This window comes from Amycolatopsis sp. NPDC024027, from assembly GCF_040638975.1.
Taxonomy (GTDB): domain Bacteria; phylum Actinomycetota; class Actinomycetes; order Mycobacteriales; family Pseudonocardiaceae; genus Amycolatopsis.
Genome location: NZ_JBEZYY010000003.1, coordinates 97,565 through 119,029 on the forward strand (window position 1 = coordinate 97,565; position 21,465 = coordinate 119,029).

Sequence of the window (21,465 nt, forward strand, 5' to 3'; positions counted from 1 at the left end):
CGGCGGGCTTTTCTTCGCGCCGCAGGAGGTGCGGGCGGGGCAGACCCGGTGATGTCCTCGCGTATCACCGGCGTCGGCGAGGAGTTCGAGGAGACCTTCGGCGATGCTTCGAGCCGGTGGCGCCGTGAGCTGTCCGTCTCGTCGATCTTGACGGCTTCCAGTGCCCAGTTGAGGACGAGTGCCTGGTTGTCTGGTTAGTCTTCGGCTGACCCGAAAAGGGGTGCCACCCCAGGAGACGGGGGTGGCACCGCCGCCCGCGGTCAGCTTCCCGCGGCGCAGAAGGTGTCGTCCGGCCGCTTCCCGGTCACCAGGTACTCGGTCACGAGCGAGTTCCCGCACTTGCTGGGCGTGAACAGGTAGGCCCCGTGCCCGCCCTGGTCGATCGTGATCATCCGGGCGCGCTCGCCGAACGCCGCGCGCAGCTTGCGGGCCCCGGACAACGGCGTGCCCGGATCACGCTGGTTCTGCACCATCAGCACGTTCGCCGGGCCGTGGCCGGTGATCCGCACCCGCGGCTCACTCGGCGGCGCCCAGTACGCGCACGCCGCGATGTTCGCGCTCGCCGCACCGAGCAGCGGGTAGCGGACCCGGTCGACCGCGACGTCCAGCTGGTAGCTCGCGATCGAGCGCGGCCACGCCGAGTCGCCGCAGATCACCGCGAACCGGGACGCCAGCAGGTTTTCCACCCCGGTCACCGGTTCCGCCGGCGGCTTCGGGGCCCGGCCCTGCTCGAGCCCCTGCCAGTCCTCGGCCAGCTTCGTCAGGTCCGTCGAGTACAGGCCTTCGAACGTCAAGCCGCGGAAGATCGAGCCCGTGATGCCCTCGACCGGCGCGCGGTCCAGCCGCGCCGCCAGCTCGTGGAACTTGGCCGTCACCTGCGAAGGTGTCGTGCCGAGCCCGTACTCCGGGTGCGCCGTGGCGAAGGCCGCGAAGTCCGGGAACCGGTCCTCCATGCCCCGCCCGAAGCCGCGCATCGCCTCGATGTCGTAGCCGCCCGGGCCGAGGCTGCTGTCCAGCACGAACCGGTCGCCGCGCTCGGGGAACAGCGTCGTGTACACCGCGCCGAGGTACGTGCCGTAGGACGCGCCGAGGTACGACACCTTCGCTTCACCGAGCGCCGCGCGGATGCGGTCCATGTCCCGCGCGGTGTTCGCCGTGGTGACGTACGGCAGCATCGACCCGGTTTTCGCCTCGGCGCACTGCTTGGCTTCCTGCTTCGCCAGCGCGGCCTGCTTCGCGACGTCGGCCGGGCCGTTCGGGTACGGCAGGTTGCCGACCGCGATCTGCTCCGGAGTCAGGTCGCACGTCACCGGCGTGCTGTGCGCGACCCCGCGCGGGTCGAACCCGATGAGGTCGTAGGAGTCGAGCACGTCCTGCGGCAGCCGCACGAGCTTCAGCAGCTGCGGGTAGTCCAGGCCACTGCCGCCGGGACCGCCCGGATTGGTCAGCAGCACGCCTCGCCGCTTCGCCGGGTTCTTGCTCGGCAGGCGCGACACGGCGACGTCGATCGTGCGCCCGTCCGGATCCCGGTAGTCCAGCGGGACCTTCATGGTCGTGCACTGCAGATCCGGTGTCGGGAACGCCCCGGCGGGGCACGGTCCCCAGTCCAGGACGGCCGGTGCGGCGGAGGCCGCGGGGACGACGGTCGTCGCGCCGGCCACGGCGATCGCGACGGCCAGCAAGGTTTTTCGCATCGGATTTCCTTTCGTTCGCACCGCGGTCAGCGGCGCGGTTCCCAGCGGAAGAGCCGCGTCGCCAGCACGACCGCGACGAAGACCCAGGCCAAGGTCGGGGCGAACAGGATCATCGAGTCGGCGACCGGGCGGCCGCCGTTCCACGCGTCGAGCACCAGCTCGGCCGCGGAGCCGCCGGGCAGCAGGCGCTTGAGCAGCGTCAGCTCGCCGGTGCCGGTGAGACCGACCCAGCCGGCCACCGCGATCACGCCGACGCTGATCGGCAGCGTGGTCACCTGCGCGTGTTCGGGCGAGTTCGTCAGCCCGGCCGTGGCCAGGCCCAGCGCGAGCATCATCACCACGGTGGCCACGACGGCGGCGGCCAGCAGCAGCGGGTTCGCCGGCTTCCCGGTGACCACGGCCAGCACGGCGAGCAGCACGGCGATCTGGACCACCGCGATCGCGGTGACCGGCAGCAGCAGCCCGCCGAGGATGCCGGCGTCCCCGGCCGCGGTCGAGCGCAGCCGCTTGAGGAACAGGTTCTGGCGGCGGGCGGCCAGCGTTGTCACCGTCGTGGTGTAGAGGCCGATGCCCAGCACGAAGAACAACGTCAGCGTGGCGATGTAGCCGAGGCTCCCCACCTCGGTGAAGACGTCGTGCCGGGCGATGAAGAACGCGCTGAGCGCCGCCGGCAGCACCAGGGCGGTGACCAGCACGAGCCGGTTCCGGAAGAGCTGGATCAGCTCGCCGCGGGCGATCGTCAACATGGGTTGCCCCTCTCAGGAGTTTTCGATGGCGCGGAAGACGTCGTCGAGCCGCGTCGGCCCGGCCTGCAGGTCGAGCAGCTCCACGGCCTGGTCCTGCGCCCAGGCGAGCAACGTGTGGAGGTCCTTCTGCAGGCCGAAGGTCTCGACGAGGTACTTGCCGTCCACACCCCGCGTGGCGAGCAGCGGCGGCGACGGCGCGTGGGCCGGGAGCCCGAAGTGGATGGTCGAGGGCAGCGTCCGGGTCAGCTCGGCGACGGTGCCTTCGCGGTGGAGGGCGCCCTGGTGCATGAGCCCGATGCGGTCGGCGCGCTGCTGCGCTTCCTCGAGGTAGTGCGTGGTGAGCACGACGGTCGAGCCGTCCTCGCGCAGCCGGTCGACGGCGTCCCAGAGCGCGTCCCGCGACTGGATGTCGAGGCCGGTGGTCGGCTCGTCGAGGAAGACCAGTTCGGGCGTGCCGTAGACGGCGGTGGCGAAGTCGAGCCGCCGCTTCTCCCCGCCCGACAGCTGCCCGACCTTGGTGCCCGCCTTGCGGGTGAGGTCGACGACGCCGAGCACGCGCCCGACGTCGTCGTGCCGTCCGGTGAGCCGCCCGACCAGCCCGACGGTCTCGCCCACGGTCAGGTCGGCGGAGAACCCGCTCTCCTGCAGCATGATCCCCAGCCGCGGGCGGACGGCGGCGCGGTCGCGGGGGTCCTTCCCGAACACCCGCACAGCACCCGAGGTCGGCGCGCGGTGACCTTCGACCGTCTCCAGGGTCGAGGTCTTCCCGGCGCCGTTCGTGCCGAGCAGGGCGTACAGCTCCCCGCGATCCACTTGGAACGAAAGGTCTTTCACGGCGGGGAAGCCGCCGTAGGTGAGGGTGAGGCGATCGACGTCGATGACCGGTGTCGTGGACATGCCCCGAATTCCAGCGCGGATCGGCGCGGCCCGGCAGTGCGGCGACGTCACCCCGGGATGTGACGTGGTGTCACTGGTGCGGCCCGCTCAGCCGGATACGCTCGGCTGGTGGAGGTGCCGATGATCACGCGCAGGACGTCCTGGACCGGCGGGAAGGTCCAGGAACGCCTGCGCCGGCTGAACCTGATCACGACCGTCCCGCCGCTGGCGCTCGTCGGCGTGTTCCTGCTGCTGGTGACCGCCCGGTCCTGGTGGCACGTCGTCATCCAGGTCGTGGGGCTGGTCGCCGCGCTGGCGACGGCCGAGCGCTGGACCGCGGGCGACTACCTCCGCGTCGCGCGGCCGAGCCTGGTCGTCACCGCGCTGGTGTGCCTGGCCGGGGCGCTGACCGACGACACGGCCGCGTTCTTCGGGCTGTCCGTCGTGGGGTCGTACCTCATCCCGCCGCTGCCCCGCCACCGGCTCGCCGCGCTGGCCGGGCTGACGGTCCTGATCGCGGCGCTGGGCGCGGCGAACGTCCTCGTGCACGACGACCGGATCGGCTGGCGGCTGTTCCAGTTCGCCGCCGTCCCCGCGGCCGCCACGCTGGTCTCGACCGGGTTCATGTTCGTCAGCCAGCGCTTCTTCGACCTGATCGCGGAGCTCGAACAGTCCCGCGACCGCGAAGCGGAACTCGCCGTCACGCGGGAGCGCGTGCGCTTCGCCTCCGACCTGCACGACATCCAGGGGCACACCCTGCACGTGGTGAAGCTGAAGGTCGCGCTGGCCGAGAAGCTGCTGGACCGCGAACCGGATCGGGCGCGCGAGGAACTGCGTGAAGTGCACGACCTGGTCGGCGAAACCATCGTCCAGACCAAGGAACTCGCCTACGCTCAGCGCCGGCTGAACCTGTCCGCCGAGCTGGAGAACGCCAAGAACCTCTTCGAGGCCGCGGGGATTCACGTCCGCGTCGCGCGCGAGTCCGAAGTGGACGCCGCCGCGGGCGAACTGCTCGGCCAGGTGCTGCGCGAGACGACGACCAACATCCTGCGGCACGCCGAAGCCCGTCAGGTGGGGATCACGCTCGCCCGGCGCGGGATCGTGATCGTCAACGACGGCGCCCCGGACGCCGGCCCGCTCGAGCTCGGCGGGCTCGCGGTGCTCCGGCAGCGCTTGGCGGAGCACGGCGCCGAGCTGGAAGTCTCGCACTCCGGCGGCCGCTTCCGCACCGCGGCGGCCTTCCCCGCGCCGAAGGAGGCCCGACGATGACGACGGTGGTGCTCGCCGACGACGAAGCCCTGCTCCGCAAGGCACTGGCCGCGCTGCTGCCGCTGGAAGGCGAGATCACGGTGCTGGCCGAGGCCGACGACGGCGAAACGGCGGTCGCGGCCACCCTCGAACACCGGCCGGACGTGCTGGTCATCGACCTCGAAATGCCCCGCGTGGACGGTCTCGGCGCGGTCGAGAAGATCCGCCGCGCCCGGCCGGACCAGGTGATCCTGATGCTGACCCGCCACGCCCGCCCCGGCGTGCTCCGCAAGGCGCTGAAGCTCGGCGTCCAGGGCTTCGTCAGCAAGGCGGCGGAACCGGCCCACATCACCTCGGTGATCAAGACCCTGCACGCGGGCAAGCGCTGGATCGACCCGGACGTCTCGGCCCTCGCCGTCGTCGACGACTGCCCGCTGACCGACCGCGAGCTGGACGTCCTGCGCGCGACCCGTGAGGGTTTTTCGGTGGCCGACATCGCCGGGCAGCTGCACCTCGCGGAGGGCACGGTCCGCAACTACCTGTCCAACGCGATGCAGAAGACCCAGACCCGCACCCGCCACGAAGCGGCCCGATACGCCCGTGAGCACGACTGGCTGTAGCCGGTCGGCCCCGAATGGCGGGAGCAGCTCGTGCATCCGCCTGTAGTCAGGGCCTGCGGACATCATGAGCCTGGACCCGGCCGGCACCGCCGCGAACACTGCGCTATGGGGTGGAAACCCGCGTCGAACGCGTTCGAGATCGCCTTCGACGGCCGCCTCGCCGCCGGACGTGAGGAGCTCCCCGGCAAACCGGGTGCACCGCCCGTTGACAGACCCGGGTCAGATGCACAGGACCGGACTGTGGGTACCGAGGGGGTCGATGATCTGCACAACGTTCGTAGAGACAGACGGCGCGTTGACAGACGTAGCACCAGCGGACATGCGGGTTGCGCGGCAGGGGCGTGGTTGTCGGGTGATTTGTCTCCTCGTAGTGGGCCTTGGCATGGCGTGCGCACGTGGTCCAGCGCGGGTTTGGGGCCGGGTATGACTTCGACGTTGCCGTTGTCGCCTTCGGTCAAGGCGGCCGCGGTGCCGCAGCCGGGACCGGTAGGCGCTGAGCCGGTGGGGTGAGCCCTACCAGGGTGCCGGTGGTTCACTTCATTGTTCCTCCTCCGGGCCGTCACTAGCGTCGGCTGGAGAAATCCCGACAGGCGACTTGGGGAAGCCAGGACCGTCCACCAGGCCTGCGTTGCTCAGTCGGTGGTGGCTCGATCGGGAAGTCGGTCACCGCGCGATGATCGCTGCTGGATCTCCGACGCGCCTCGGCAGGTGCCGGGCGCGCCGCTCGGCGACCACGACCTCGCCGGCAGCGGATACCGCACTGGGTACCGGCAGTACAGCTTGTGATCGACAAGGGGGCTCGTGAATGGAACCACGAACGATCGAGGTCGTCGACGCGGGCGGCTCCGAGAACGAGAAGCAGCCAAAGCGCAAGCGGAGTTTGCGGCGGATCATCATCGTGACGGTGTCCGGGCTGCTGGTGCTCGTGGTCGTCGCGGTCTTCGGGCTGGGCTGGTGGGTGAGCGAAGCGCAATTCAAGCCGGACCACCAGTACTACACGCACCCCGACCACTCCGACGTCGTGCGCGAAATAAGGGAAGCCGGTCCGGGGAAGAACGTGGTCATCGGCTCTCCCGGTGAGCACGCCCGCCGGCATGGGACGTACCGGATGGTCTGGGACGGCGTCGAAGCGACGGTCGGCGAGATCGTCGCCGAGTCGCCGGACTCCGTGGAACGCCCGATCCTCCGTGGCCCGGCGCCGTCGGTCGGCACGACGGTGGACGTGACCAGCGTGATGATCACCGACCCGAAGACCTCGCTCGGGCTGGACTACTCGGAGATCTCGGTGGCCACTGAACTCGGCCCGGCTCCGGCCTGGTACATACCGGCGTCCGGGCCGGACGATTCGACCTGGGTGATCGCGGTACACGGCCAGAACGGACGCCGCAATTCCATGCTGGCGTCCCCGATCTTGCACCGGCTCGGCCTTCCGGTGCTCGCGATCACGTACCGGAATGACGAGGCTGCTCCAGCTTCACCGGATGGTTTTCTGCACTACGGCGAGTCCGAATACCGGGATGTGGAGTCGGCGGTCCGCTACGCGCAGGGCAAAGGCGCGAAGCACGTGGTGCTGTACGGCAGTTCGATGGGCGGCCTCATCGCCGGCCAGTTCCTCGTCCGTTCGTCTCTGGCGAATGTCGTCACCGCGATGATGCTGGACTCGCCGCTGATCAGCATGCCGATGGTGGTGGAGTTCAACGGGCAGCAGTACGGAGCTCCCGCACCGGCGATCTGGCTGACCGGCATGGTCGTCCACTGGCGCACCGGCGTCGACCTGGATCAGCTGGACCTGATCAACCACCCGCCGGCCACGAAGCCGCCGACGCTGCTCATCGCCGGTTCGGGGGACTCGCAGGCTCCGGTGCAGATGGACCGTGATTTCGTCGAGGCAGCCAAGAGGATGAACTGGCCGGTGGAGTACCAGGAGTTCGACGGCGCGGAACACGTCGAGTCGTGGAACTCCACCCCCGTCCGCTACGACAAGGCGGTCACCGACTTCTTCAGCCGCACGGTGGTGAATTCGCGATAACGCGGCCGTCCGATGGGTTCAGGGGTCAGTTCTGAATGAATTTGCGTAGGCAGACCACGGAGCAGGCCAGGCTGAGTATGGCTTGGTGCACGTCGGCCCGTCTTTCGGTGCGGATGCGTAGGCGGCGGCCCCAGCGGGCGTCTGCAGGGTCAGGGTGTGGGCGGCGTCGACCAGGCGGTAGCCGTAGGGCGGCCGTCCGCCGAGGTAGCGGCCTTGCTGGGTGGCCAGCAGGGCCATCAGCGCACGGTGGTCGCGATTGCCGAGATCGACCGGGCCTCCTGCTTCGGGCAGCCACAGTTTGATGCCGCGCCGAACGCGCCAGGCGTAGATGGTCGCGAACTGGGTGCCGGTGAAGGCACGTTCGTATTCGCCGACCACGATCGCCTCGATCGCGGACTCCGAACTGGCTGCTGCGGTGTCGTCGAGGCTACGGCGTATAACGCTCTATTCATTGACGTTCGTGACTTCGCGAGCTCGCACCTGTGACTCCCTCGCTGAAGGCGGGGGAACTGTCCTTGTCGGTGTGGGCGACCGCGCAGACGTCCACCGCGGCACAACGCAAAGACCGCTACGTTCCCGAGTCCGCCGAGTGGACCACGAAGGTGCATCTGCGGCGGGAGTGAACCGATCAGCTTCGGTGGAGACTCTGGTCGCTGGACCCCGGGAAAGCGAATCCGGCAGTCATTTGGGGTGGTCGCCGGCCGTGTTGTGGATATAGTCGTGAACTGCACTCTGGATGTGTGCGTTGAGGCGGTGAGCCATGCGGACGGAACCACCATTGCTGGGCGTTCGGCCAGCTGTGAGGCCGGACGGAGATGCTGAGGAGCTCGCGGAGGCCACCCGGCAGGTCCGCGGTGAGCTGCTCGCCCTGGACGTCGAGGCGGTGCAGATACCCACCGGAGGTGATGCGCCGGTGGGTAGCAGGGGGCCGGAGCTCACGGCCACGGGGGCCCTGATCGTCACCGTCGGCCGGTCGCAGCAGCGCAGCGTCCAGCTCGAACTCGACGGAGACCCGCTGGAGCTGACCGGGGTGTCGAGCAAGGAGCGGTGCCGGCTGAATGACGAATGGCTGCTGCGGTACGGAAGCTGGCAGTGACATGGATTCCGCGCGCAGCGCGCTGATCGTCGCGAGCTCGAACTACACCGATCCGGGACTGCGTCAGCTGCGAGCGCCGGGCAGTGACGCCGAGGCGCTTGCGAGGGTGTTGCGGGATCCCGCGATCGGCGGGTTCGAAGTGCGCACATTGCTGGACGAGCCGGCTCACCACATCACCCTGGCGGTGGAGGAGTTCTTCGCCGACCGCCGCCCGGACGATCTCCTGCTGGTGCACTTCTCCTGTCACGGGGTGAAGGACGAGGAAGGCGAGCTGTACTTCGCCACGAAAGACACGCGGCTGCGGCGTCTCGGCGCGACCGCGGTGGCGGCTGACTTCGTCAACCGGCGCATGAGCCGCAGCCGGTGCCGGCGGATCGTGCTGCTGCTGGACTGCTGCTACGCCGGGGCCTTCGAGCGCGGTATGACCGCGCGGGCCGGTGCCGGCATGGAGATCCAGGCCCAGTTCGGCGGTCGTGGCCGGGCGGTGATCACCGGGTCCAGCGCGATGGAGTACGCCTTCGAAGGCGAAGAACTGACCGACGCCCAGCAGACGCAACCGTCGGTGTTCACCGGCGCCCTGGTGACCGGGCTGTCGACCGGCGAGGCCGACCGGGACCAGGACGGCATGGTCGCGCTCGACGAGCTGTACGACTACGTCTACGACGCCGTCCGGGCGACAACCCCCAATCAGACACCGGGCAAGTGGTTGTTCGGGGTACACGGCGACCTGTACATCGCCCGCCGCGCCCAACCGGTCACCACACCCGCGCCGCTGCCGGCCGAACTGCACGACGCGGCCGACAGCCCGTTCGCCTCCATCCGAGAGGCAGCGGTGCGCGAGCTGACACGCCTGCTGCACGGTCGGCACGCCGGTCTGGCACTTGCCGCGCGACAGACCCTGCAACGCCTCACCGACGACGACAGCCGCAGCGTGGCCACCGCCGCCGGCGCGGCGATCAGCAGCTCGCCGACCAGCCGTGCGGCACCCACCCCGCCGGCTGTCCCTGCCCCGCTACCCGACGCCAGCCATCTCCCCGCGACGTCCGATACCGCAGCACAGTTCGACGCGTCGACCGGCACCGAACCTGCCGTGCCGGTCAACGAGAGCGATCCACACCCGGAACCTGAAACCACGACGAAACCACGCCAACCCACCACCGCATCGGACACCGGGCCGCCGGCGACGATGTGGGCCGAGCGCGGCCTGCTGACGGCCGGGTGCCTGGAGATCGCCGGCGCGGTCCTGTCGCTGCTCAGCATGTTCCCGTACTACGTCGGGAGTTTTCACACCGTGGACGAGGCGAGGTTCACCTGGAACACGGTGATCGCCACCGCCGCGGCCGTGATCGCGGGTGTACTGCTCCTCGCACCGGGCACGAGACGACTGGCCGGGCCCGGGTTTCTCCTCGGCAGCGGCGTGCTCGCACTCAACGCCATCATCGTCGGCATCACGCTGAACGCCTCGCAGCACTACGGCGTCCCTGGCGCGGGGATGTGGCTCGACGTCACCTCCGGGGCGGTTCACGTGCTCGCCATCGTCATCGTCGTGGTGTGCATGGTGGGCTCGGGCTCGCTTCGCCTCACACGTCGACCCGCGCCGTACTCGTGGCTCACCGTGCTCGCCGGTGTCGTCGGCGCGGTCGCGCTCTACATCGAGCAACAAGGCAAAGAATGGTTCGTGCCCGAAGTGGACACGGCCACCGTCACCTGGACAAGCGTCGCCGCCGCCGCCATCCCCATACTCGCGGCGACGATCCAGCCCCACCGCTTCGCCATCGCCCTCCTCGCGGGATGGCTCGCCACCGGCTTGGGCATCCTCGCCTTCAACTCCATGACCGGCGTCACCGTCTTCACCACCACCCTCGGAGCGCTCGCGATCGCCCTCGCCCTCCTCGTCCACGCCGAACGCCGATCCCCACCACTTGCATAGCCGGCCGATATCCGCCATGGCATTTGCTGGAGTCGTCGTTCGCTGACGTGGCGGCCGCCGGGCGACCGGCAGCGGTAACCTGGCCGGCCGTTCGCCCAGTGCGAGCCGTCGCTCTGGTGCCGTGTCGGTTCCACGCCTGGCGCCCGGTGTATCGAGGGTTTCAAGGATCCCGATCACCGTCCGGACGATCCACTCGTGCTTCGTCCGGTGTCGGTTGCGGTCCCGGTCGGCGCTTGATGGACATGGGACGCCGCGGTCGTTCAGCTCTCGCGCGATGCTGGCCACGCTACGTCCGGTGGCTCGTTGCTGGAAGATCCACTGCACCCACGGTGCGGTGGCCGGTCGGGTTCCAGGCGGTGCAGGCGGCGACCCAGCTCGCGTGGGCGCGGTTCGGGTGGGGGCCGGCGTCGGCGAGGGCAGAACACAATCGCCCGGCACCGATGACGAGATGGGAGCCGATCTGTACCCGAATGGCCGCATTGCAGCTCGGACGACCCGTGTGCGCCGTAGGTAGTCGACCTCTCTCCGTGGCTGGCCGGCGGGGGAGGCATCGAATGTCGACACACCCCGTTGTCCCGGTGGCCGACGAACCACGGACGAGTTGTGTCGCGTGAATCTGTTGGGCGCTTCCGGGTCCACCTGCTGGCGCCGCCTGACCGAATGGCACGAGACAGGCGTCTGGCGGCACGAACGCTTGCTCGCCGAGCGGCGTGTCGCTAGGGTGCTGGACCCGTCGGCCGCGCTGGTCTACTCCAGTCATCTGCATGCCCTTGAGGGGGAGCACACCGGGCGCAGTCCGGTCAACCGTCGCCAACCCACCTGCAAGTTTTCGCCTGGCGCGCCGCGCGAGGAGTACTTCAAGAAGATCAGCCAGATCGCGCAGGACGAACGCGCCACACGACTCGTCTTTCGTCCGGGTCGCGGAAGTAACACCGCACCTCGGCCCCGCGGTCCTGCGGCTCGGTCAGGAACTCCGCGCCCTTCGCGCGGGCTCGAGCGTGGAACTGCGCGATGTCGGCCACCCGGACGTTGAGGAACGCCGACACCGGGTCACCGGGCTCGGGCGCGGTCAGGGTCACGTCCGGCTTGTCCGGGGTGGGGCCGCCGCCGGGGTTCATGATGATCCACGTGTTGGCGACGCGCACGGTGGCGGGGTTCTCGGCCGGCACGACGCGCCCGCCGAAGATCTCGGCGTAGAACTCGCGCGACACTTCGACGTCGCGCACGGTCAGGAAGTGCGTCACAATCAGGCCCTGATCCGGCGCGGGAAAACCTTCCATCACTGAAATCTCCTCACGGTCGTCGTCGCCGGCGAAGACCGGACAGCGGTGGGATTTGTGACCGTCGCCGCGGACTCCGGCCGTCGTGCTTCATACCGAGAATCTCCCGCCGGACCCTCAGGTGAAGTCCTGCGCGGCCGGTTCGAGGATGTGCTCAGTCATGAGAGATTTCTTTCCAGGGCGATGGTGAAAGCGACCAGCACGGCGCAGGCCGCTGCGATGCCCGCGACCACGACGGCCACACCGGTCCACGGCGCGGCGAGCGGGAGCAGGAACACGACGGTGGCGCAGGCCAGGACCGCGCCGGGACGCAGGACGGCCGTCGCCACGATGGGCACGTGAACCAGCCACAACAGGACCAGGAACACACCCACGGAAGCCGCGACGGCGTAGCTGATCAGAAGCGGTGAGGCCGGCAGGTGGTGCCCGGTGTCCTCGACCGCGACCTCCAGGCTCGCGCCGAGTGCCGCGAGCGCCGCGAAGATGCCGAAGTGGCCGTAGCCCCACAGGTAGGACCCTCCACGGCGATCGCTCAGCCCGGCCCCGGCCGGTTCCAGGAAGTACAGCCACCAGGTGGCGAAGAGCAGCACGAGGCCGGAGACCGCGATCGTGACGAACGCGGCGCTGATCTCCGCCGCCTGCAAAGCGCCCCGGACACCCGTGATCGCGGCCAAGACGCTCTCGCCGAGCAGGATGATCGTGAACAACCCGTAGCGCTCGGCGATGTGGTGCGGGTGCCAGGTGGTGGCGCCGGGCCGCTCCACCCAGCGCGGCACCGCGAGTTCCGCCGCAGCCAGCGCGAGGAAGCACACCGGCCGTGTGCCCGGCGAAAGGACACCCGCCTCGCCGAGGAGGAGCCAGCCCACCCAGCCGATCTGCAGGACGGTGATGCCGGTGGCGTAACGGAACGCGGTCCGCCTGCGCGCCGGATCCTCGAGGCCCGCCCGCAACCACTGCGTGACGAGGCCGATCCGCATGACGAGGTAGCCGGCCGCGACGGCGCGGTAGTCGCCGCCGGCCGTCGCGGGCACCCCGGCGGCGAGGACGAGCACCCCGGCCATCTGCACCATGGTCAGCAGCCGGTATGCCACATCGTCGGTGTCGTAGGACGACGCGCACCACGTGAAGTTCATCCACGCCCACCAGATCGCGAAGAACACGTGGAGGAACCCGGTCAGGCCGGTCCAGGCGTGTCCGTCGGCGATGTGGTGCGCGAGCTGGGCGGTGGCGGCCGCGACGGCGACCACGAAGACGAGGTCGAACAGCAGCTCGAGCTGGCTCGACGCGCGGTGCGGCTCGTCGATCGGGCGCGCGCTCATCCGGACGCGGATCCGGATCCTGGTGTTCGTCGGCGGCAAGGGCTCGCTCCATCCCACTCGTTCGGTCGCGAGCTAGGACAGCGCAGCGCCCGCGTTCGTGACCGGGCGACGGGTCACCACAGTCGCATGGAGGAGACATGAGCACGCCGGACAACGGACAGTTCCTGCACGGGCTCGAAATCGAGGTGGAGGCTGAGCTGGGCATCGCCGAATCGAGCCACCTCGAAGACGCCGCCCGCACCCCGGTCACCGAATGGCTGTTCGACCCCACCGACGCCGAGCGCTACGAGGTCAACCTCCGCGGTCTTCTCGGCGCTGTCGAAGCGGTCGAGGAAGGGGAAACCAGGTGAACAGATCCCTGGCATCGAAGACCGGTGTCGACGAACCGGTCATGTCGGCCCAGCCCGGCTTCATCCGCTCCCGCCTGCACCGGCCGCTCGCCGACGCCCCCGAGGTGCGGTTCGTCCACATCGCCGAGTGGTCCTCGGGCACCGCGCTCGACAAGGCCACCGGCAACCCCTCCCGACCGCGGCGATCGCCCCTGTTGAAACGGCCGGGCGCCGAGGCGGCGCGGTGCCGGCCACGGCCGCTCGGCACGTTCGACGGCTCACGGGTGGATCTGCAGGCCGACCCCGGCTTCCAGCCGCAGGGACTGCCAAGCTCGGCGCCACCGACCGCGGCGCGGCGGTCCAGCGGGGCCGCGAACTGCGCCTCCTGTCGGCCGGCGGCACCCTCGCGACGCCGCCCCGCGGCACGTGACGGCCGGCCGGTCACAAATCGCCCGGCTGTCCGGTCCTAGCGGATGTACCCGTTCGTCGAGGAGGTTTTTTCATGTCATTGACCGTGCTACAGGAGGCGAAACCGCCGTTCATCCCGGAGGGGGCGCACGCGATGACGATCGTCATCGAGTACCCGCCGGGCGACCCCGGCACCCCGCCGCACCGCCACCCCGGACCGGCTTTCGGCTACGTGCTGGAGGGCGAGATGGTGTTCGAGCTCGAAGGCGAGCCGCCGCGGGTCGTCCGCGCCGGTGAGGCGTTCTGGGAGCCGGGCGGGGACGTCATCCACTACCAGGACGGCAACAACCGCGATGACCTCCCGGTGCGGTTCACCGTCACCATGCTGTGCGAACCGGGCAAGCCGATGGTCGACCTCGTGAGCGAGGACGAACTCCGGGCGAAAGGATGGTCGAGGAAGTGAAGATCGCCGTCATCGGCGGGACCGGGCTCATCGGCTCCCGCGTCGTCACGATCCTGAACAACAGCGGGCACGAAGCGGTCCCGCATTCGCAGTCGACCGGGCTGGACCTGCTCAGCGGAAAGGGCCTCGCCGAGGCGCTGGCCGGGGCCGACGTCGTCGTCAACCTGACGAACTCGCCGACCTTCGACGAGGCCTCGCCCGCGTTCTTCAGGACGACCATGGACAACCTGCTGGAGGCCGCCGGCGCGGCCGGCGTCGGGCACGCGGTCATCCTCTCGATCGTGGGCGCCGAGCTGGTGCCGGACCTGGTCTACTACCGCGCCAAGGTGCTGCAGGAGGACATCCTCAAGGCCGGGCCGGTGCCGTACTCGATCGTGCGGGCCACGCAGTTCTTCGAGTTCATGGCCGCGACGATGTCCTGGACTTCCGACGAGAACGCCGTCCGCCTGCCCTCGACGCGCATCCAGCCGATCGCCGCGGACGACGTCGCCCAGGCGGTCGCCGACGTAAGCGCGGGTGCCCCGCTGCGGGGGACCCGGAACGTCGCCGGGCCGGAGGTGTTCGCCCTCGACGAGCTGGGCCGGATCACCCTCGCCGCGCAGGGTGACGAGCGTCCCGTCGTGACCGACGACCAGGCCGGCCTGTTCGCGGCCGCGTCCGGCGATGCCCTCATCGCCAAGGACGGCGCCGTCATCGCGAAGACCACCTACCGGGAGTGGCTGGCACGGTGAGGTGACCGGGCCGGCACGGCGACCGCCGTGCCGGCCCGGTCAACCACGGTGCCAGCCGTCCAGCTTGGCCGGGTTGAGCACGATCCAGAGCGCGGTGACCCGGAACCCGGACGTCTCCGCACCGACGACCGCGACGGCACGGGAGGCGCTGCGCAGGGTGAGCCCGGCGCGGCCGTTGACGGACTCGACGGTCAGTTCGGTGCCCGCGTGCCCGCCCATCACCTCGATGACCAGCCGGGCGACCTCCGCCGCGCCGTGTACCGGCCCCACCGGCGCGGGCACCAGGCCGCCGCCGTCGCACGTCGCGACCGCGTCGTCGCCGAGGACGGCTTCGAGCGCGGCGCCGTCCCGCCGGCGGCACGCCGCGGCGAACCGGCGCACGGTCGCGTCATGCGGGTCGAACACGGATTCCCTCCCACCGGCGGGTCAGGCCGGGGCCGGCACCGCCTTGTTCTTCTCGGGGTTGACCAGCCACAGCAGCTGATCGATGCCCTCGGCGGTGGCGCTGACCGTGAGCAGGCCGTACACGACGCCGTCCTGCAGGAGCACGGCGGCGGTCTGCCCGTTGGCCTGGGTCCACGCCACGTCGATGTCGTCCCAGAACCAGCTGGAGATCGCCTGCAGGAACTTCGCCACCCGGACGCTGCCCACGAGCGGCCGGCGGGCGACGCCCTTGCGGCCGTTGCCGTCGGACAGGTTGGTGACGTCCGGGGTGAAGAGCCGCTCCAGTTCGGCCAGGTCGCCGGACCGGGCGGCGGCGAGGAACGTGGTCAGCAGTTCCCGCTGCTCGGCCGCGGGCACCGACGCGTGCCGCTCGCTCGTGAGGTGCTTGCGAGCCCGGCTGACCAGCTGGCGCACCGCGGCTTCGGTCGACGACAGGATGCCGGCGATCTGGGCGTAGGAGTAGTCGAAGGCTTCCCGCAACACGTAGGCCGCGCGTTCGTTCGGGGTGAGCTTCTCCATCAGCAGCAGGGCCGCGAACTCCAGTGCTTCACCGCGCTCGGCGCCCAGGTACGGGTCCGCGCCGGTGTCGACCGGTTCGGGCAGCCACGGCCCGATGTAGGTCTCCCGACGTTTCCGCGCCGACTGGAGGACGTTGATGGCCAGCCGGGTGGTGGTGGTCGCCAGGAAGGCCTCCGGGCTGGCCACCGTGGACCGGTCGTAGGTCTGCCAGCGCAGCCAGACCTCCTGCACCAGGTCCTCGGCCTCGGTGACGCTGCTGAGCATGCGGTAGGCGATCCCGAACAGGCGCGGCCGCACCTGCGTGAAGGCCGCCGCGGCGGCCTCGAGATCGGCCACGTCGCCGAGTTCGGCACTCATCCCGGAATCTGCCACCCCACGACTCTACGACGTCGGCACCCGGGGCCCCGGCCGCGCGGCCGGGACCCCCGAGGCTCATTCGACGAGCTTGCCCGCGGTGGACACCTCGCGCATGAGCGAAGCGATTTCGCCCGGGATCGGGGGGAGCTCTTCGCGCGCGACCCGCCCGGGCCCGGACCAGACGAGGTTCACCCGCAGCGACTCGTCGAGGTCCGGGTGGTCCGCGCGGTTGTGGCAGCCACGCGTCTCCCGGCGCTCGAGCGCCGATTCGAGCGTCGCCCGCGCGGCCAGCACCGCGGCCTTGAGGTCGAACGCGTGCGCCAGGTCCTGGAACCCGGCGGTGTCGGGGTGGACGCCCACGGCACGCATCCGGCTCTCCAGTTCGGCCAGCTCGGCCAGACCGGCGCGCAGGCCGGTCTCGTCGCGGACCACCCCGGCGTGTTCGGTCATCGTGTCCCGCACCGCCCGTTGCAGGGCGCGCACGTTCTCCGGGCCGTCGGCGGCCAGCAGCTCGTCGACCTCGCGCCGGGCTTCCTCCGTCGCCGGCTTCGACCGCTGTTGCGCGCCCAGCTCGAGCGAGTGGCGCGCGGCGGCCTCCCCGACGATGCGGCCGTAGACCAGCAGCTCGATCAGGGAGTTGCCGCCGAGCCGGTTCGCGCCGTGCAGGCCGCTCGCCGCCTCGCCGAGGGCGTACAGGCCCTCGACGCCGGTGCCGTGGTCCTCCGGCCGGACCCAGACCCCGCCCATCGAGTAGTGCGCCGTCGGCGCGATCTCGATCGGCTCCCGGGTGATGTCCAGCATCTGCAGTTCGAGCAGCGTCTGGTAGACCCGGGGGAGCCGGCGCATGATCGTCTCCCGCGGCAGGTGCGAGACGTCGAGCCACACCCCGCCACCCGGCGTTCCCCGTCCCTCCTTGATCTCGGTGTAGGCCGCCAGCGCCACTCTGTCGCGAGTGGACAGTTCCAGCCGGTCCGGGTCGTACCGGGCCATGAACCGCTCGCCGAGCGTGTTGCGCAGCACCCCGCCTTCGCCGCGGGCCGCCTCCGAAACGAGGGTGCCCGCGGCGTTCTCCGGCGAGATCAGGCCCGACGGGTGGAACTGCACCAGCTCGGCGTCCCGGATCCGGGCGCCGGCCAGGACGGCGAGCCGGAACGAGTCGCCGGTGTTCTCGTCCCGGCGGGACGAGGTGCGGCGCCAGATACGCGTGTGCCCGCCCGCGGCGAGGATCACTGCGTCGGCGTGGATCACATACCGCGTCCCGTCCGTGAGGTCGAACCCGTAAGCGCCGAAGACGACGTTGTCCCGGACCAGGATCCGCGTGACGTAAACGGTGTCCAGGACCGGGACGCCGAGCTGCGCCGCCCGGTTGACCAGCGTCCGCTGGATTTCCAGTCCGGTGTAGTCACCGGCGAACGCGGTGCGGCGGTAGGTGTGCGCGCCGAAGAAGCGCTGGGAGATCTTCCCGTCGGCTTCCCGGGCGAAGGGCATTCCGTAGCGCTCGAGGTCCTCGATGCCGCGGGCGGCGTTCTCGGTCACGATCCGGACGGTCTCGGGGTCGGCCAGCAGGTAGCTCTCCTTGAGCGTGTCCGCCGCGTGCTGCTGCCACGAGTCTTGCGGGTCCATCGTCGCCAGCGCCGCGTTGATGCCGCCGGCGGCGAGCGTGGTGTGCGCGTCCGACTTCGCCCGCTTGCCGACCGCCAGGACGTCGACCCCGCGCTCGGCCAGCTCGATCGCGGCGCGCAGACCGCCCCCGCCCGTCCCGATGACGAGGACGGACGTGGCGATCCGGTGCTCGGTCACGGTCACTTCGCCGGCGGCGGGTTGAGCGGCAGCCAGTCGGCGAACCGGGTGTCGGCCGGCTGCGCGCCGGGGCCGGGCAGGAGCGTGTCCTTGTCCAGCAGGGCGCCGAAGTAGCGCGCGTCCGGGTCGGTGACGACCTCGCGGGGGTCGCCGCGGAAGGCGAGCCCGGTGCGGATCAGCTCGTCGAGACCGAACTGCTCGGGACCGGCCACCTCGACGGTGCCGTTCAGCGGGCTGCCGGCGGCGACCCGGCCGACCGCGGTGGCCACGTCTTCGGCGGCCATCGGCTGGATGCGCGCGTCCGACAGGCGGACGGTGTTCCCCTCGGTCGCCGCCTGGGCGATGCTGCCCACGAACTCGAAGAACTGCGTGGCGTGCACGATCGAGTACGGCCGCCCGGACTCCTTGATGAGCTTCTCCTGCGCGATCTTCGCGCGGAAGTAACCGCTCTCGGCGAGCCGCTCGGTGCCGACGACCGACAACGCGACGTAGTGGCCCACCCCGGCCTTCTCCCCGGCGGCGAGGAGGTTCCCGGTGGAGGTGCGGAAGAAGTCCAGCACGGCGTCGTCGGCGAACGAGGGCGAGTTCGAGACGTCGACCAGGACCCGGGCGCCCTCCAGCACCTCGGCCAGCCCCTCGCCGGTCAGCGTGTTCACGCCCGATTCGGGGGACGCGGGGACCGCTTCGTGGCCGTGTGCGGTCAGCTTCCGGACGAGCTTCGAGCCGATCAGCCCGCTGCCGCCGATCACGACGATCTTCATGGTGTGTCTCCTCCCGCGTCCCGGCCGCTCCGGGACGTCGTTCGCCAGCAAGGACCGGGCCGGCTCCCCGTTTGTGACAGCCCCGGCTGTCACAAACCGCGACGGCGTCCGGTCTTGGCTGGCGACACCCACCTGACGAACCGGAGCACCGCATGGACACCCGTGGCGCCCACGCCATCGACACGATCGACGATCTCCGCCGCCACCTGCAGTGGGCGATCGAACTCGAGCACGCGACGATTCCCCCGTACCTGTGCGCGCTGTACTCATTGGACGCGGCGCGCAACCCCGAAGCCACCCAGGTCGTGGGCACGGTCCTCGCCGAGGAGATGATCCACCTGGCACTGGCCGCGAACCTGCTCAACGCCGTGGGCGGCGCGCCGAAACTCGACACGCCGGAGCTGCTGCCGCCGTACCCGCACCCGCTGCCCCACGGCGACCGGTCCGTGCACGTCCACCTGGCCCCGTTCGGCCCCGAGGCGCTGGAGCTGTTCCTGCGCATCGAGCAGCCGGAGTCGGCGGACGCGCCGCCGCAGGCCGACGAGTACCGCACGATCGGGCAGTTCTACGCGGCGATCGAGCAGGGGCTGCGCACGCTGTGCGACAAGCTGGGCGACGAGCAGGTGTTCACCGGCGACCCGGCCCGCCAGATCGGCGAGTTCCACCTGCGCGGCGGCGGTGGCGAGGTGCTCCCGGTCCACGACCTGAAGTCCGCGTCGGCCGCGCTGGCGGAAATCGTCGAGCAGGGCGAAGGGGCCGCACGCACCGACGTGTGGGACGGCGACCGTGACGTCTTCCACCCCGACCGGGAGGAGGTCGCGCACTACTTCCGGTTCCAGGAGCTGAAGGTGGGCCGCCGCTACCGGACCGGCGACACCCCGCAGTCCGGCCCGACCGGCGAGGAGATCGCGGTCGACTTCGACGGTGTGCTGCCGATGCGGCCCGACCCGCGGACCGCCGACTACCCGGAAGGCAGCCCGATCCGCGTCGCGCAGGAGGAGTTCAACCAGACTTACTGTCTGCTGCTCTTCCAGCTGGAGGAGGCGTTCAACGGCAGCCCGGGCGGGATGATGGACGCGGTCGGCACGATGTTCGCGCTGCGCAAGCAGGCGCTGGCGCTGATGAAGATGCCCACCGGCGACGGGAAGACGACCGCGGGCCCGACGTTCGAGTACGTGCCACCGGAGCAGCGGAACTGAAGCACGGGCCGCCGACCGTGGCGCGGGCCGCTCCGAGGATCCCGTCGGCCGGTTCACTTGACCGACGGTCACGGCAACTGCAGGTCGGCGGCGAACTTCAGGTGGGGTTATGGATTAACTCGGTCCGAGTCGGATGCTGATCTCGTCGACGAGATGGTCCTCTCGGATGTAGAGCGTCTTCGGCCGTGGCGTGCCCGCGCACTGGGTGCTGGTGTAGCCGTGACGGCAGCGGTAGGTGGGTCGTCCGTGGTTCCAGTGCGAGTCCAGCCGCCGGTCGCAGACACCGCAGTGGATCAGCCCGCTTGGCGGTCTCGGCTTCACCGACCACGTCGGCCCAGTAACCGGCGGTCAGCAGGTCGCCTGGCCGCGCCCCGGGTTCACGCTTGGCCGGTGCCGCCCGCCGGGCACAGCTGGACTGTTCCGATATTTCCCGAATCGCACCATTGCAGGGGTTTCCCTCCGATTGTCCCCGCAGGGATTTCCCTGATGTATCTCGGATGTTCACAGTCATAACGTTGTGCATGTCGGCAAGGCAATAAATTCCGAAGGGAAATCAATTGTTCACATTGCAGAGTGCGACTCCGGCGACGTTGACCTCGGTCGACGACAGCCTGACGTTCGACTCCTCGGACCTGCCCGAAGACTGGGTGAGCGCGGCGAGTGAGGCCCACCTGTTCGTGCAGACGGCCGCCAAGGGGCTCGCGCAGCAGAACGGCCTGAACATCGGCGACCCGGCGCTCTACAAATCCCAGGGCTGGTTCGACGCGCTGGTTTCGGCGATCGCGAAGTACGCCGACTTCGTGGAGATCGTCGGGGCCAAGGACGTCCAGGTCAACAACTCGACGCACAGCGGCTCGATCAACATCTCGGCCATCATGGGCTCGATCATGAGCTTCTACCTGGGCCCCACCGCCGCCGCGGAATGGTCGACGCTGAACGACCTGCTCGGCAACGCCTCGGATCCGAAGGTCTCCGACTTCATGAACTTCTGGTGGAGTCACGTCGCCAAGAGCACCACGGACACCGGCATGAGCATCGGCCCGAACGTGCGGACCGAGGACAACCAGATCCAGTTCGCGGTCTGCTTCTACTCGATGACGCACGTCATCGACGACTGGCGGAGCCTGTTCGTTTCGTCCACGTACGAGGAGTTCGACGTCAGCGCCGGCGGCCTCACGCTCACGATGGACTACGACAACTACGTCAAGTACGCCCGGCCCGCGGTCCAGGACTACCTGGGCCTCGACATCGCGAACAAGATCCACCACGCGCCGGTGCCGAAAGCCACCTTCCTCGGTGGTTCACGGGGCTCGCACATCCTGAGCGCGCCCCACCCGGTACTGGACGGGACGCTGGCCGTCACCCGGACCGCCCACGGCGTCAACGTCGTGGACCCCCACGGGGACTCGATGCTCGGCGGCAACGGCATCGGGGACGTCACCCTCGACGGCCCCACCCTCAAGGGACTGCGGTGCGGTGTCTTCACCAAGCCGCGGCCGGTCGTGGGCAACTCCTACGTCGTGACCGGCACCTACGACGACACGACGCTGCCGTTCAAGTACACGGTGAAGTGCACGCAGACCGGACAGCAGTCGTCCTTCGCCCCGTGACGGCCC

21 protein-coding genes and 2 pseudogenes are annotated in these 21,465 nt (G+C 70.0%); 11 read left to right on the top strand and 12 right to left on the bottom strand.

Annotation, left to right across the window (positions count from 1 at the left end; translation table 11 throughout):
• Nucleotides 1-260: 260 nt before the first annotated feature.
• From AB0F52_RS09615 to AB0F52_RS09625, 3 genes are read right to left on the bottom strand one after another with little or no spacing between them, the layout of a single operon-like run.
• On the bottom strand, nucleotides 261-1,694 hold the full coding sequence (locus AB0F52_RS09615) for an alpha/beta hydrolase (protein WP_360166972.1): 1,434 nt from the start codon (nucleotides 1,692-1,694) through the stop codon (nucleotides 261-263).
• Between the two features lie 26 nt (nucleotides 1,695-1,720).
• The gene (locus AB0F52_RS09620; RefSeq protein ID WP_360166975.1) at nucleotides 1,721-2,440 is read right to left on the bottom strand and encodes an ABC transporter permease; all 720 of its coding nucleotides are present in this window, start codon (nucleotides 2,438-2,440) and stop codon (nucleotides 1,721-1,723) included.
• A 12-nt stretch (nucleotides 2,441-2,452) separates the two neighbouring features.
• Entirely contained in the window at nucleotides 2,453-3,337 is an 885-nt protein-coding gene (locus tag AB0F52_RS09625; protein WP_360166978.1) for an ABC transporter ATP-binding protein, read from the bottom strand.
• A 108-nt stretch (nucleotides 3,338-3,445) separates the two neighbouring features.
• Between AB0F52_RS09625 and AB0F52_RS09630 the strand changes: the two genes are divergently transcribed.
• From AB0F52_RS09630 to AB0F52_RS09640, 3 genes are all read left to right on the top strand, one after another.
• Nucleotides 3,446-4,585, top strand: coding sequence for a histidine kinase (locus AB0F52_RS09630; RefSeq protein ID WP_360166981.1), 1,140 nt, complete (start codon nucleotides 3,446-3,448; stop codon nucleotides 4,583-4,585).
• A complete protein-coding gene (locus AB0F52_RS09635) occupies nucleotides 4,582-5,184 on the top strand; it encodes a response regulator transcription factor (RefSeq protein WP_360166984.1) in 603 nt (200 codons plus the stop codon). Before AB0F52_RS09630 ends, AB0F52_RS09635 begins: the two co-directional genes overlap by 4 nt.
• A gap of 805 nt (nucleotides 5,185-5,989) precedes the next feature.
• Complete coding sequence (locus tag AB0F52_RS09640; protein WP_360166987.1) at nucleotides 5,990-7,213, top strand: alpha/beta fold hydrolase; 1,224 nt, start codon at nucleotides 5,990-5,992, stop codon at nucleotides 7,211-7,213.
• A gap of 25 nt (nucleotides 7,214-7,238) precedes the next feature.
• Here the strand turns inward: AB0F52_RS09640 and AB0F52_RS09645 are convergent.
• Nucleotides 7,239-7,340: pseudogene (locus tag AB0F52_RS09645) on the bottom strand (IS5/IS1182 family transposase); the annotation flags it as partial.
• Between the two features lie 355 nt (nucleotides 7,341-7,695).
• Between AB0F52_RS09645 and AB0F52_RS09650 the strand changes: the two are divergent.
• The 3 genes from AB0F52_RS09650 (at nucleotide 7,696) to AB0F52_RS09660 (ending at nucleotide 10,239) form a co-directional block, all read left to right on the top strand.
• Nucleotides 7,696-7,836, top strand: a complete 141-nt coding sequence (locus AB0F52_RS09650; RefSeq protein ID WP_360166990.1) for a hypothetical protein — start codon at nucleotides 7,696-7,698, stop codon at nucleotides 7,834-7,836.
• 290 nt (nucleotides 7,837-8,126) lie between these two features.
• Nucleotides 8,127-8,309: a hypothetical protein gene (locus AB0F52_RS09655; protein ID WP_360166993.1), complete on the top strand. Its 183-nt coding sequence runs from the start codon at nucleotides 8,127-8,129 to the stop codon at nucleotides 8,307-8,309.
• A gap of 1 nt (nucleotide 8,310) precedes the next feature.
• Nucleotides 8,311-10,239 (top strand): caspase family protein, encoded by a 1,929-nt coding sequence (locus AB0F52_RS09660; RefSeq protein ID WP_360166996.1) that lies wholly within the window; start codon nucleotides 8,311-8,313, stop codon nucleotides 10,237-10,239.
• A gap of 219 nt (nucleotides 10,240-10,458) precedes the next feature.
• Here the strand turns inward: AB0F52_RS09660 and AB0F52_RS09665 are convergent.
• The 3 genes and pseudogenes from AB0F52_RS09665 to AB0F52_RS09675 form a co-directional block, all read right to left on the bottom strand.
• Nucleotides 10,459-10,719: pseudogene (locus AB0F52_RS09665) on the bottom strand (recombinase family protein); the annotation flags it as partial.
• 386 nt (nucleotides 10,720-11,105) lie between these two features.
• Nucleotides 11,106-11,519: a VOC family protein gene (locus AB0F52_RS09670; protein ID WP_360166999.1), complete on the bottom strand. Its 414-nt coding sequence runs from the start codon at nucleotides 11,517-11,519 to the stop codon at nucleotides 11,106-11,108.
• A 158-nt stretch (nucleotides 11,520-11,677) separates the two neighbouring features.
• On the bottom strand, nucleotides 11,678-12,877 hold the full coding sequence (locus AB0F52_RS09675) for a low temperature requirement protein A (RefSeq protein WP_360167002.1): 1,200 nt from the start codon (nucleotides 12,875-12,877) through the stop codon (nucleotides 11,678-11,680).
• Between the two features lie 98 nt (nucleotides 12,878-12,975).
• On the opposite strand from AB0F52_RS09675, the gene AB0F52_RS09680 reads away from it, so the two are divergent.
• The 3 genes from AB0F52_RS09680 to AB0F52_RS09690 all read left to right on the top strand — a co-directional run bounded on the left by AB0F52_RS09680 (nucleotide 12,976) and on the right by AB0F52_RS09690 (nucleotide 14,769).
• Nucleotides 12,976-13,188 carry a hypothetical protein gene (locus AB0F52_RS09680; protein ID WP_360167005.1) on the top strand — a complete coding sequence of 71 codons (213 nt, stop codon included), beginning with the start codon at nucleotides 12,976-12,978 and terminating at the stop codon, nucleotides 13,186-13,188.
• 481 nt (nucleotides 13,189-13,669) lie between these two features.
• On the top strand, nucleotides 13,670-14,038 hold the full coding sequence (locus AB0F52_RS09685) for a cupin domain-containing protein (protein WP_360167007.1): 369 nt from the start codon (nucleotides 13,670-13,672) through the stop codon (nucleotides 14,036-14,038).
• Complete coding sequence (locus tag AB0F52_RS09690) at nucleotides 14,035-14,769, top strand: SDR family oxidoreductase (RefSeq protein WP_360167009.1); 735 nt, start codon at nucleotides 14,035-14,037, stop codon at nucleotides 14,767-14,769. The genes AB0F52_RS09685 and AB0F52_RS09690 overlap by 4 nt, the downstream gene beginning before the upstream one ends.
• Nucleotides 14,770-14,808: 39 nt before the next feature.
• Here the strand turns inward: AB0F52_RS09690 and AB0F52_RS09695 are convergent, their stop codons facing one another.
• The 4 genes from AB0F52_RS09695 to AB0F52_RS09710 are packed head-to-tail and all read right to left on the bottom strand — an operon-like array spanning nucleotide 14,809 to nucleotide 18,650.
• Entirely contained in the window at nucleotides 14,809-15,174 is a 366-nt protein-coding gene (locus AB0F52_RS09695) for a hypothetical protein (protein WP_360167011.1), read from the bottom strand.
• Between the two features lie 21 nt (nucleotides 15,175-15,195).
• Entirely contained in the window at nucleotides 15,196-16,104 is a 909-nt protein-coding gene (locus tag AB0F52_RS09700; RefSeq protein ID WP_360167013.1) for an RNA polymerase sigma-70 factor, read from the bottom strand.
• 60 nt (nucleotides 16,105-16,164) lie between these two features.
• Nucleotides 16,165-17,889, bottom strand: coding sequence for an FAD-dependent oxidoreductase (locus AB0F52_RS09705; protein ID WP_360167016.1), 1,725 nt, complete (start codon nucleotides 17,887-17,889; stop codon nucleotides 16,165-16,167).
• 2 nt (nucleotides 17,890-17,891) lie between these two features.
• A complete protein-coding gene (locus AB0F52_RS09710; RefSeq protein ID WP_360167019.1) occupies nucleotides 17,892-18,650 on the bottom strand; it encodes an SDR family oxidoreductase in 759 nt (252 codons plus the stop codon).
• Nucleotides 18,651-18,802: 152 nt separating this feature from the next.
• Here AB0F52_RS09710 and AB0F52_RS09715 point away from each other — a divergent pair, with 152 nt between their 5' ends.
• The gene (locus AB0F52_RS09715) at nucleotides 18,803-19,849 is read left to right on the top strand and encodes a ferritin-like protein (RefSeq protein WP_360167022.1); all 1,047 of its coding nucleotides are present in this window, start codon (nucleotides 18,803-18,805) and stop codon (nucleotides 19,847-19,849) included.
• A gap of 114 nt (nucleotides 19,850-19,963) precedes the next feature.
• On the opposite strand, the gene AB0F52_RS09720 is transcribed toward AB0F52_RS09715, so the two are convergent.
• On the bottom strand, nucleotides 19,964-20,170 hold the full coding sequence (locus AB0F52_RS09720) for a zinc ribbon domain-containing protein (protein WP_360167025.1): 207 nt from the start codon (nucleotides 20,168-20,170) through the stop codon (nucleotides 19,964-19,966).
• Nucleotides 20,171-20,406: 236 nt separating this feature from the next.
• Here AB0F52_RS09720 and AB0F52_RS09725 point away from each other — a divergent pair, with 236 nt between their 5' ends.
• Complete coding sequence (locus tag AB0F52_RS09725; protein WP_360167028.1) at nucleotides 20,407-21,459, top strand: hypothetical protein; 1,053 nt, start codon at nucleotides 20,407-20,409, stop codon at nucleotides 21,457-21,459.
• Nucleotides 21,460-21,465 lie beyond the last annotated feature (6 nt).

Bases quoted from the DNA above. Each gene is read 5' to 3' on its own strand.
- AB0F52_RS09710 (WP_360167019.1), bottom strand. From the start codon at position 18,650: ATGAAGATCGTCGTGATCGGCGGCAGCGGGCTGATCGGCTCGAAGCTC.
- AB0F52_RS09625 (WP_360166978.1), bottom strand. From the start codon at position 3,337: ATGTCCACGACACCGGTCATCGACGTCGATCGCCTCACCCTCACCTAC.
- AB0F52_RS09685 (WP_360167007.1), top strand. From the start codon at position 13,670: ATGTCATTGACCGTGCTACAGGAGGCGAAACCGCCGTTCATCCCGGAG.
- AB0F52_RS09715 (WP_360167022.1), top strand. From the start codon at position 18,803: ATGGACACCCGTGGCGCCCACGCCATCGACACGATCGACGATCTCCGC.
- AB0F52_RS09670 (WP_360166999.1), bottom strand. From the start codon at position 11,519: ATGGAAGGTTTTCCCGCGCCGGATCAGGGCCTGATTGTGACGCACTTC.
- AB0F52_RS09635 (WP_360166984.1), top strand. From the start codon at position 4,582: ATGACGACGGTGGTGCTCGCCGACGACGAAGCCCTGCTCCGCAAGGCA.
- AB0F52_RS09620 (WP_360166975.1), bottom strand. From the start codon at position 2,440: ATGTTGACGATCGCCCGCGGCGAGCTGATCCAGCTCTTCCGGAACCGG.
- AB0F52_RS09680 (WP_360167005.1), top strand. From the start codon at position 12,976: ATGAGCACGCCGGACAACGGACAGTTCCTGCACGGGCTCGAAATCGAG.
- AB0F52_RS09640 (WP_360166987.1), top strand. From the start codon at position 5,990: ATGGAACCACGAACGATCGAGGTCGTCGACGCGGGCGGCTCCGAGAAC.
- AB0F52_RS09615 (WP_360166972.1), bottom strand. From the start codon at position 1,694: ATGCGAAAAACCTTGCTGGCCGTCGCGATCGCCGTGGCCGGCGCGACG.
- AB0F52_RS09660 (WP_360166996.1), top strand. From the start codon at position 8,311: ATGGATTCCGCGCGCAGCGCGCTGATCGTCGCGAGCTCGAACTACACC.